The organism is Streptomyces sp. NPDC034037 (assembly GCF_055575715.1).
The window spans coordinates 236,259-248,179 of sequence record NZ_JBVISC010000009.1 but is presented as its reverse complement, the minus strand read 5'-3'; the positions used below and the strand labels follow the sequence as shown (position 1 = coordinate 248,179).

Genomic DNA, 11,921 nt, shown 5'->3' with positions numbered 1-11,921 from the left:
GTCGCGGCGTTGAAGCCGTGGATGGGGCGTGCGGTCAATCGTGGGACGCGTCTGGTGAACATGTACGGGATCACTGAGACGACGGTTCATGTCACCTACCGGGAGTTGTCGCGGGCGGACACGGAGGGTTCGGCGAGTCCGATCGGTCACCGCATCCCGGACCTGCGGATCTATGTCCTGGACGAGCGTGGTCGGCCGGTTCCGGTTGGTGCCGTGGGTGAGTTGTACGTCGGTGGTGAGGGCGTGGCGCGGGGTTACCTCAACCGCCCCGAGCTGACGGCCGAGCGGTTCGTGTCGGATCCCTTCCGGGGTCGTGGCGGGGCGCGGATGTACAAGACGGGTGATCTGGTGCGGCAGTGCGCGGACGGGTCCCTGGAGTACCTGGGCCGCAATGACGATCAGGTCAAGATCCGTGGCTTCCGCATCGAGCTCGGGGAGATCGAAGCCGCCCTCGCCGGACACGAAGCGGTCTCCCACGGCGTCGTCGTCCCGCGCGGCTGTGACGACAACCGTGCGCTGGTCGCCTATGTGAGCCCGACGCCGCAGTGGCTCGACGACGCCGCCCGCGAGCAGAACGCCACGCTCCTCGACCAGTGGCAGCGGGTCTTCGAGGACCAGTACGCGGGGACCGGCGACGAAGCCGCCGACGACCTCAACCTGGTCGGCTGGGACAGCAGTTACACCGGCCTGCCCGTGCCCGAAGCCGGCATGCGCGAGTGGATCGACGGCACCGTCCGGCGCATCGCCGAGCTGCGGCCGCGGCGCCTGCTGGAGATCGGCTGCGGCACCGGACTGCTCCTGTTCCGCTACGCGGAGGCCTGCGAGGCGGTGCACGCCTTCGACCTGTCGGCGTCGGCGCTCGCCGACGTCCGCCGGGGAGTGGAGCGCCGAGGCTGGAGCCATGTCACCCTGGAGCAGGGGGACGCCCTGTCGATGGCCCGCCTCACCGGGCAGACCTACGACACGATCGTGCTCAACTCCGTGGCCCAGTACTTCCCGAACCGGGTCTACCTGGAGGAGACGATCGCCCGGATGCTGCCTCTTCTGGAGGACGGCGGCCGCATCTTCATCGGCGACGTACGCAACCTCGACCTGCTCCAGGCCCACCTGAGCGCGGTCGAACGCAGCCGCGCCGCAGGCCGTACCACGGTGGGCGCGCTCGCCGAACAGGTGCGGCGCCGCCGCAGGCAGGAGAGCGAACTGCTCCTGAGTCCCACCTACTTCGCCCGCATCGCCGAGCGCTTCCCCGAAATCGGCGGGTACGACCTCATGGTCAAGCGCGGCGTGGAGGACAACGAGATGTCCGCCTACCGCTACGACGTCGTCCTGACCAAGGGCATGGACACCCCGGCCGAACCCCTGACGTGGCTGGACGCCGACACCACCGAGCGGCTGCGCGCCCTCCTGGAGGACGGCGCCCCCGACCGCTTCGGTGTCAGCGGCCTGCGCAACCCCCGGGTCGCCGACGACGTGCGCGTCGGTGAGGGACTGACCCGCTGGTCGCCCTCCCACGAGGTGAGCCCGCTTCCCGGTGGGGTCCGGAGCACGGAGCAAGCCGCCGTGGACGAGTTGGAGGCCGTACTGCTGCGTGCCGAGGAGCTCGGCTACAAGGTGGCGGCCACCTGGTCGCAGGACCGTCCCGATGGCCTCGACCTGGTCTTCGGCCGGGACGCTCTGCCACCGGTCCGGGCCCGCGCGCCCTACCGCGAGGCGCACCTGGCGAACTTCCCGCGGATCGGTGACCTGGGCCCCTCGGTGGCCCGTACGCTCAAGGAGCACCTGTCCGCGCGGCTGCCGGAGTACATGCTGCCCAGCGTGTTCATGCTCCTCGAGGAGCTGCCCATCACCCCCAACGGAAAGGTCGACAAGCGGGCGTTGCCCGCCCCGGACGAGGGCGCCGTGGCCAAGGAGGCCTACGTCGCGCCGCGCACCAGGACCCAGCGGACCCTCTGCCGCGTCCTCGAAGAGGTGCTCGGGGTCAGCCGTGTCGGCATCGAGGACAGCTTCTTCGCGCTCGGCGGGCACTCCCTGCTCGCCGTCCGGCTCAACCTGCGCGTGCGCCGGGAGACGGGCCGCGAACTGCCGCTCCAGCTGATCCTCACGGGCGCCACCGTGACCGAGATGGCCGCGGCGATGGACGACGAGCCGCCTGCCGTCGAGGCCGTGCCGCTCGTGCCTGCCGTGCCCGTCGCGGAGGGCGAGGAGGTGCCGCTCTCGCTCCAGCAGGGCGACCTGTGGTTCCTCGGCCACCCGAAGCACCTGGACCCCTCGTACGACAACGCGCAGCTGGCCCACCGGCTGACGGGACACCTCGACCGCGACGCCTTCGCGCGCGCCGTCCAGGCGCTCGTCGCACGGCACGCGGTACTGCGCACCGGCTATGCGCGCCGCGACGGAAACGTCCTCCAGCGCGTCCATGACGCCGCCGGCTTCGAGGTGACCGTCACCGAACCGATCGCCGGGGACGACGCTCTCGCCGCCTGGCTGAGGGACGAACGCACCCGCCCCTTCGCGCCGGAGGGCCCGTACGCGGTGCGGATCCACCTGGTGCCGGTCGCGGACAACGAGCACGTCGTCGTGCTCACCCGTCCCTGGGGTGTCTTCGACGGCTGGTCGCTGACCATCGTGCTGACCGAACTCATGGCCCTGTACGGCGCGTCGAGCCGCGGCGAGGAGCCGGGTCTGCCAGAACTGCCGCTCCAGTACGTCGACTTCGCCCGCTGGCAGCGCGACGTGCTGGACGGCGCGGTACTCGATCGTCAACGCGACTACTGGAAACGGCAGTTGGACGGCCTGCCCGCATGTCTTTCGCTGCGCACCGACCACCCGCGCCGCCCGGTGAAGTCCTACCGGGGCGCCAAGGCCACGTTCGACGTCCCGCAGTCCGTGCTCGCGCGGCTCAGGCAGCTGGGACAGGAGCACGACGGCACGCTGTACATGACTCTCCTGTCGGCGTTCGCCGTGCTCCTGGGCGATCGCGTGGACGACCGCGAGCTGGCTGTCGGCTCGCCCGTCACCAACCGGCCGCGGGCCGAACTGGAACAGGTCGTCGGATACTTCGTGAACACCGTGGTGATCCGCCTCGGTATCGCCCCGGACCGCGTCTTCACGGACCTGCTGGCCCAGGTCCGGCAGGTCACGGCGGAAGCCCACGAGCACAAGGACCTGCCCTTCGCCGAACTGGCCGGGGAGCTGGCGCCGGAGGCCGATCCCTCGTACTCCCCGCTGTTCCAGGTGATGTTCAACCTGGTGCCGAACCCGGTGGCCGAGGCGGGCGACGCGGCCGGAGCGGCGGACCTGACCGTGAGCCCGGTCGCCACCGACCCCGGACCGGCGAAGTACGACCTCAACCTGACCGCCCTGGAGACGGACACCGGCCTGCGGGGCCAGCTGGAGTACAGCCTCGACCTGTTCACGCGGGACACCGCCGACCACATGGCGCGGATGTACGAGCGGCTGCTGCGGGAGATCGTGGCGGACCCCGCGGCGGACCTGGCCCGGCTGCGGTCGCGGGCGCGGACCGCCACCGAGGCGGACACGACCGCATGACGACGCACCCTCCCCACCTCGAACAGGAACGACCGGAAGAGGAAGCAGGCATGTCCACGAGTGATCCGGCCGAGCGGGCGGTCGCCGTCGTCGGCATGTCCTGCAGGGTCCCGGGCGCCGAAGACCTCGATGCGTTCTGGCAGTTGCTGCGCGACGGCGTGGACGCCATCACCGACGTGCCGGCCGGCCGGTGGGACCTCGACGGGATCCCGGACGGGGCGCACGGCTTCGAAGGGGTGCGCCGCGGCGGGTTCCTGGACCGCGTCGCCGACTTCGACAGCGGCTTCTTCGGCATCTCGCCGCGCGAGGCCGAGGCGATGGACCCGCGCCAGCGCCTGGCCCTTGAGCTGAGCTGGACGGCGCTCGAACACGCCGCCGTCGTGCCGGAGACCCTGCGTGGCGCCAAGGCGGCCGTGTTCCTCGGCGCCACCGGCGACGACTACGCCGCGCTCGTCCACCGGCACGGCGGGGACGCCGTGTCCCACCACTCCATGGCGGGCCTGAGCCGTGGAGTGATCGCCAACCGCGTCTCCTACCAGCTCGGCCTGCGCGGCCCCAGCCTCACCGTGGACGCGGCGCAGTCCTCGTCCCTGGTCGCCGTCCACCTCGCCTGCGAGAGCCTGCTGTCGGGCGCCGCCACGCTGGCTCTGGCAGGCGGCGTTCACCTGAACCTGGCGCCGGAGGGCACGCTCGCCTTCGCGCGGGCGGGCGCCCTGTCCCCGGACGGGCGCTGCTACGCCTTCGACGCGCGCGCCAACGGCACGGTGCGCGGCGAGGGCGGTGGGATGGTCGTCCTCAAGCGCCTGTCGGACGCCGTCGCCGACGGCGACACCGTCCACTGCGTCCTGCTCGGCAGCGCCGTCAACAACGACGGCGGCGGCGAGGGCCTCACCGTCCCCGACGGCGAGGCCCAGCGGGAACTCCTGCACAGCGCCTACGCCCAGGCGGCCACGGACGCGGCCAGGGTGCGCTACGTCGAACTGCACGGCACCGGCACGCGCGCGGGCGACCCCATCGAGGCGGCGGCGCTGGGAGCCGTGCTCGGTCAGGACAGGCCGGACGCGGAGCCGCTCCTCGTCGGCTCGGTCAAGACCAACATCGGGCACCTCGACGGTGCCGCCGGCGTGATCGGCCTGATCAAGGTCGCCCTCTCGGTACGGAACGGGATCCTGCCGTCCAGCCTCAACTACGCCGAGCCCAATCCGGCGATCCCCATGGAACGGCTGCGGCTGCGGGTCAACGACACGACCGGGCCCTGGCCCGAGGGGCCGCGCCTCGCGGGCGTCAGCTCGTTCGGCGTGGGCGGCACCAACTGCCACGTGGTGGTGGGCCAGGCCCCCGCCGCGCCCACGGACGAGCCCGTGCGGGCCGAGCCGGCCGCGGTGCCCGTCATGGTGTCGGCCCGCAGCGGGGCCGCGCTGCGGGCCCAGGCAGAAAAGCTGCACGCGCGCGTGGCGGCCGACCCCGATCTGCGCCCCGTGGACGTCGGATACGCGGCGGCCACCACCCGGTCGGTGTTCGCGCACCGCGGCGTCGTCGTCGCCGCGGACCGCGCCGAACTCCTGGACGGCTTGGCCGCCCTGGCCGCGGGCGAGCCGTCGCCCCACGTGGTGGAGGGCACCGCGGGATCCGTGTCCGGCGTCGTCTGGGCGTTCCCCGGGCAGGGCCCGCAGTGGCCCGGCATGGCCCTGGACCTGTGGGACTCCCTACCGGTCTTCGCCGCCCGGATGGACGCGTGCGCGCGGCTGCTCGACGACCAGGTGGACTGGCGGCTGCGGGAGGCGCTCGCCGACGAGGACGCGCTGCTGCGCATGGACGTCATGCAGCCCGCGCTCTTCGCGGTGCAGGTGTCCCTGGCCGAGGTGTGGCGCGCGGCCGGGATCACCCCCGACGCCGTGGTCGGCCACTCCCAGGGCGAGATCACGGCCGCCTGCGCGGCGGGGATCATGCCCGTGGCGGACGGCATGCGGCTCATGGTCGAGCGCAGCCGGGTCATCACCGACCGACTCTCCGGCCGCGGCGGCATGGCGCTCGTCGAGATGCCGGCGGCGGACGTCGAGGCGGCCATCGAGGACGCCGTGTGGGAGCGGGTCTCGATCGGCGCCGTGAACGGCCCGCGGGCGGTCGTCGTCTCCGGTCCGGTCGACGCCGTGGACGCGGTGGTGGCCGACTGCCGCGCCCGAGACGTGCGCGCCCGGCGCGTCCCCATCGACTACGCCTCGCACTCGCGGCACGTCGAGGAGATACGCGAGGAGGTCCTGCGGGCGGCCGCGCACGTCACGACCCGGGACCGCGAGGTCGCCTTCTACTCCACCGTCACCGGCGGCCCCCTCGACCCGTCCGACCTGGACGCCGCGTACTGGTACCGGAACCTGCGCGAACCGGTGCGCCTGGAGGACGCCGTACGGGCTCTCGCCGCCGACGGGCACCGCGTGTTCGTGGAGGCCAGCCCGCACCCCGTCCTGACGATGGCCGTCCAGTCCACCGTCGACACCGTGGAGGGCGCCGCCGACACGGTGGTGCAGGGCACGCTGCGGCGCGCCGAGGACGGCGTGCGGCGCCTCCTCCTCTCCCTGGCCGCGCTGCACGTGCGGGGCGCCGACGTGGACTGGCGGCCGGTCTTCGACGACACCGGCGCCCGCGCCGTGGAGCTGCCCACCTACGCCTTCCAGCGCAGCACCCACTGGATCGCCGCCGAAGGAACCGGACGTGCCGTGCGGCCGACGGCGGCACCGGCGCCCGCATCGCCCCAGGACGCGTCCGACGCCGGGGCACCCGCAAGGGGGAAGCGGGACCTGCGCGCGCTGATCCACTCCCAGGCGGCGGCCGTCCTCGGGCACACCGACCCGGAGGCGGTCGCCGCGGACCGCACGTTCAAGGAGACCGGCTTCGACTCGGTCACCGCGGTCGAGCTCAGCACCCGCCTGAGCCAGGCCACCGGACTGCGGCTCGCCACCACGCTCGTCTACGACCACCCCACCCCCCTCGCCCTCCTGCGCCACCTCACCGAGGAGCTCGCGGGCAACGCCCCGGGCGCCGCGGGGCCCGTACAAGGCCTCGCACCGGACGACGACCTGGTCGCGATCGTGGGCATGGGCTGTCGGCTGCCCGGCGGCGTGAGCTCTCCCGAGGACCTGTGGCGCCTGGTCCGCGACGGGGTGGACGCCATCTCGGCGTTCCCCGAGAACCGCGGCTGGGACGTGGCGCCGGAGGCGACCGGGCAGGTCCGCAGCGGCGGGTTCCTGTACGACGCGCCGGACTTCGACGCCGACTTCTTCCGGATCAGCCCGCGCGAGGCCCGCGCGATGGACCCGCAGCAGCGGCTGCTCCTCGAAACCTCGTGGGAGGCCCTGGAGCGCTCCGGGATCGACCCCGAGTCCCTGCGGCACAGCCGCACGGCCGTCTTCATGGGCGTCTCCGACCAGTCGTACGTCCCTCCGCTGCACGAGACGTCCGACAGCTTCGGCGGCTACGCCCTGACCGGCGGTCTGCCGAGCGTGGCGTCCGGCCGCATCGCCTACACCTTCGGGTTCGAGGGGCCCGCGGTGACGGTGGACACGGCGTGCTCGTCGTCGCTGGTGTCGCTGCATCTGGCGGCGGCCTCGCTGCGGTCGGGCGAGAGCTCCCTGGCCCTGGCCGGCGGGGCCGAAGTGATGTGCACGCCCGGCATGTTCGTGGAGTTCTCCCGGCAGAAGGGCCTCTCGGCGGACGGCCGGTGCAAGGCGTTCTCGGACGCGGCCGACGGCACGGGCTGGTCCGAGGGCGTCGGTGTGCTCGTTCTGGAGCGGTTGTCGGACGCGCGGCGCAACGGCCACCAGGTCCTCGCCGTGCTGCGCGGCTCCGCCACCAACCAGGACGGCGCGTCCAACGGACTCTCCGCGCCGAACGGCCCCTCGCAGGAGCGGGTGATCCGCGACGCGCTGGCACAGGCCGGCCTGTCGGCGACGGACGTGGACGCGGTGGAGGCGCACGGCACCGGCACGACACTGGGCGACCCCATCGAGGCGCGGGCGCTCCTGGCCACGTACGGGCAGGGCAGGGACCCCCAACGGCCTCTATGGCTTGGGTCGTTGAAGTCGAACATCGGTCATACGCAGGCGGCTGCCGGTGTGGCGGGTGTGATCAAGACGGTGCTCGCGCTGCGGCACGGCGTGCTGCCACGGACGCTGCACGTGGAGCGTCCCTCGCGGCACGTGGACTGGCGCTCGGGTGCGGTGGAGCTGCTGACCGAGCAGCGGCCGTGGCCGGAGACCGGCCGCCCCCGCCGGGCCGCGGTGTCGTCGTTCGGGATCAGCGGCACCAACGCGCACGTGATCATCGAGCAGGCGCCCGCCGTGACCGAGCCCGAGCTGCCAACCAGAGTGTTGGCCCTGGACTCGCTTCCCGTGCCGGTTCTCGTGTCCGCCAAGACCGAGGCCGCGCTGGCCGACCAGGCCGCGCGGCTGCGGGAGCACCTCGCGTCCCACGCAGAGCTGCGCCCGCTCGATGTCGGCCGTTCGCTGGCCACGGCGCGCACGCCGTTCGAGCACCGGGCCGCCGTCATGGCCGCCGACCGTGACGACCTGCTCGCCGGTCTCGACGCGCTGGTCCAAGGCGCCGCGAAGGCACCGCGCTCGGTCACGGGAACGGCACGGGCAGCCGGCGGGCGCGTGGTCTTCGTCTTCCCCGGCCAGGGCTCGCAGTGGGCGGGTATGGCCGTGGAACTCCTCGATGCGGAGCCGGTGTTCGCCGAGCGGCTGCGCTCCTGCGCCGCGGCGCTCGCGGAATTCGTCGACTGGGACCTGGAGGACGTGCTGCGGCAGGCCGCACACGCCCCGACCCTGGAGCGGGTCGACGTGGTCCAGCCCGCGTCCTGGGCGGTAATGGTGTCGCTCGCGGCGCTCTGGCGCGCGTACGGCGTCGAACCCTCAGCCGTCGTGGGCCACTCGCAGGGCGAAATCGCGGCCGCCTGCGTGGCCGGCGCCCTGTCGCTGGGCGACGCGGCCCGCGTGGTCGCGCTCCGCTCCCGGGCCATCGCCCGGGACCTGGCGGGACACGGCGGAATGATGTCCCTCGCGCTGTCCGCCGCGGAGGCCGAGGCCCGCCTGGAGCGCTGGCAGGGCCGCCTCGCGGTGGCCGCCCTGAACGGCCCGAACGCCACCGTGGTGGCCGGTGACGCCGAGGCGCTCGACGAACTGCACGCCGTCTGCCAGGAGGAGGGCGTACGGGCGCGCAAGGTCCCGGTGGACTACGCCTCGCACACCTCCCACGTCGAGCGCATCGAGGGGGAACTGGCCACGGCGCTCGCCGAGTTGAGCCCTGCGCCCGCCGAGGTGCCCTTCTACTCGACCGTGCGGAGCGACTGGCTGGGCGAGGACCTCGCGGACGCCGGCTACTGGTACCGCAACCTGCGCCGGACCGTGCACTTCCACTCCGCGGTGGCCGCGCTCGCCGAGCAGGGCCACGACACGTTCATCGAGGTCAGCTCCCACCCGGTGCTCACCATGAGCATCCAGGAGATCCTGGAGGACGTCGGGGCCGCGCATACCGCGGTGGTCTGCGGGTCGCTGCGCCGCGACGAGGGCGGCCCCACCCGATTCCTGGCCTCGGTCGCCGAGGTGTGGACGCGCGGCCTCGACATCGCCTGGGAGCGGCTGTTCGCCGGCGCGCCCCGGGCCGACCTGCCCACGTACGCCTTCCAGCGCACGCGCCACTGGCTCGACGCCACCGCCGACCAGCCGCTCCTCGGGAACGCCGTGGAGCTCGCCGACGGCGGGGGCACCGTCTGGACGGAGCGCATCTCGCTGCGGTCGCGGCCCTGGCTGACCGACCACCGCGTGCTGGGCAGGGCCGTGGTGCCCGGCACCGCCCTGCTCGACATGGCCCTGCGCGTCGGCCACACCGTCGACGAACTGACGTTGCACACACCACTGGTGGTGCCCGAGCGCGACGCGGTCCAGGTGCAGTTGACGGCGGCCGCGCCGGACGACGCGGGCCGGCGGTCGGTCCGCGTCCACGGCCGTGTCCTCGGCGCCGCCGACGAGACCTGGCAGCTCCACGCCACCGGTGTGGTCCGAGCCGCTGAGCCCGCGGACGCCGCCGTCGCGACGGAGGAGTGGCCGCCGCCGGGGGCTGTGCCGAAGGACCGCGAGGCCTGGTACGACGAACTCGCCGGGCGCGGTCTGGAGTACGGCCCCGCGTTCCGCAACCTGGAGCGCGTCTGGCGGCACGGCGACGACCTGCTCGCCGAGGTGGCGCTGGGCGAGGAGCCGGGGCCGTTCGGCGTGCACCCGGCGCTCCTCGACGCGGTGCTGCACCCGCTGGTCCTGGAACAGCCCGGCACGATGGTGCCGTTCTCCTGGGCCGGTGTCCGCCTCGCGCGCAGGGGCGCGTCCCGGCTGCGGGTGCGGATCTCGCCGCTGGGCGAGGGCAGGGCATCCCTGCATGTCGCCGACGGCAGCGGCGTCGAGGTGCTCTTCGTCGACTCGCTCACCCTGCGGCCCCTGGACGCCCGGCGCAGCGACCCCAAGCTCTTCCAGGTCCAGTGGCGCGAGAGCGCCGCGCCCGCCGCCGTGAAGCCCTGGGATCCCGCGACGGAGGTGCTGCCCGTCACGCCGGCCGACACGGACGTGCCCACGGCCGTTCACGAGAGCGCCGAGCGCGTGCTGGGCCACGTGCGCAAGTGGCTCGAGGAGAACGGCGAGGGCGCCTCGCGCCTGGTCGTCGTCACCCGGCGCGCGGTGGCCGTGGAGCTCGGCGACGACGTCGACCTCGCGGCGGCGACCGTGTGGGGGCTGCTGCGTCCCACCCAGACCGAACACCCCGGCCGGATCGTCCTCGTGGACGCCGACACCGCCGACGTCGAATCCGCCGGACCGGCCACTGAAGTGCTGGCACGCGCGTTGGCGCTCGGCGAGCCCCAAGTGGCGCTGCGGGACGGCACGTCGTACGTTCCCCGGCTCACCCGCGGCTTTGTCCCGGCGCCCGACCAGGACCGTCCGGTCATCGACCCCGAGGGCACCGTGCTCATCACGGGCGGCACCGGCGGGCTCGGCGCCCTCGTGGCACGCCGCCTCGTGGCCGGGCACGGCGTACGCCACCTGCTGCTCGTCAGCAGGAGCGGCCGGGCCGCCGACGGCGTGGAGGAGCTGGTGGCCGAACTGGCCGCGCAGGGCGCGGCCGTCTCCGTCGCCGCCTGCGACGTCACTGACCGGGCCGCGCTCGCCGAACTCCTGGCGGACGTACCCGCGTCGGCGCCGCTGCGTGCCGTGGTGCACGCGGCCGGGCGGATGGACGACGCCGCGACGCTGTCCCTGGAGCCCGAGCGGCTGCACGCGGTACTGGCGCCGAAGGCCGACGCCGCCTGGCATCTGCACGACCTCACCGCGGGCCTCGACCTGACGGCGTTCGTCCTCTTCTCCTCCGTGACCGCCACGCTGGGGCTCGCGGGTCAGGCCAACTACGCCGCGGCCAACGCCTTCCTGGACGCGCTGGCCCACCACCGGCACAGCGCGGGCCTGCCCGCCCTCTCCCTCGGCTGGGGTCTGTGGGAGCAGCGCACCGGCATGACCGACCGGCTCGACGACGCCGACAGGCAGCGGATGCTCCGGATGGGCATGCGGCCGCTGCCGACGGACGACGGCCTTGCGCTGCTCGACCTCGTCCTCGCCGCGTCGGACCGGGCACACCTGGTGCCCGCCTGGCTCGACGCCGCCGCGCTCCGCGACACCGAGCCGCCGGCGCTGCTACGGGGGCTCGCCCCGGCCAGGGCCGTGCGGGACAACAAGGCGCGGGGCGGCGCCGCGCCATTGCGGGAGCGGCTGCTCACCCTGCCTGAGCGCGACCGGGAGCTGACGGTGCGACGGCTCGTGCAGGCGGAGATCGTCGCCGTCCTCGGCAGGGCCGGGGCGGAGGAGGTGCCCGCCGACCGCGGCTTCACCACCCTCGGCTTCGACTCGCTGACGGCCCTGGAGCTGCGCAACCGCCTTTCCACCCTCACCGGCGTCACCCTCAGCGCCACGGTGACCTTCGACCACCCGAGCCCGGCTGCGCTCGCCAGGCACCTGCTGGAACGGCTCACCCCGAAACCGGCCGCCGCCGCACCGCAGGCGGCCCCGGAGCGGCCGGCGAGCCCGCCCGCACCGGCGTCACCCCCTGACGGGCCCGCGGTCCTCGCCGACCTGGACCGGCTCGCGCACAGCGTGAGCGGCGTCGGGGACGACGGACTGCGGGCGGCCGTCACCGACCGCCTCATCGAGCTGCTCGGGGTGGTGGCCGTCGGACCGGAAACCGACGGCCCGATGGAGGTGCCGCATGACGAGCAGATCGCCGCGGCCGACGCCGCCGAACTCTTTTCTCTGATCGACGATGAGCTGGGAAGGCCCTGAAACATG

2 protein-coding genes are annotated in these 11,921 nt (G+C 73.8%); both read left to right on the top strand.

Translation table 11 applies throughout. The features are described from left to right. Nucleotides 1–21: 21 nt before the first annotated feature. Nucleotides 22–3,549: a condensation domain-containing protein gene (locus ACZ516_RS29005; protein WP_469012414.1), complete on the top strand. Its 3,528-nt coding sequence runs from the start codon at nucleotides 22–24 to the stop codon at nucleotides 3,547–3,549. A 50-nt stretch (nucleotides 3,550–3,599) separates the two neighbouring features. Further along, nucleotides 3,600–11,915 carry a type I polyketide synthase gene (locus ACZ516_RS29000; RefSeq protein ID WP_469012413.1) on the top strand — a complete coding sequence of 2,772 codons (8,316 nt, stop codon included), beginning with the start codon at nucleotides 3,600–3,602 and terminating at the stop codon, nucleotides 11,913–11,915. The last annotated feature ends 6 nt before the right edge of the window (nucleotides 11,916–11,921 follow it).

Bases quoted from the DNA above. Each gene is read 5' to 3' on its own strand.
- ACZ516_RS29005 (WP_469012414.1), top strand. From the start codon at position 22: ATGGGGCGTGCGGTCAATCGTGGGACGCGTCTGGTGAACATGTACGGG.
- ACZ516_RS29000 (WP_469012413.1), top strand. From the start codon at position 3,600: ATGTCCACGAGTGATCCGGCCGAGCGGGCGGTCGCCGTCGTCGGCATG.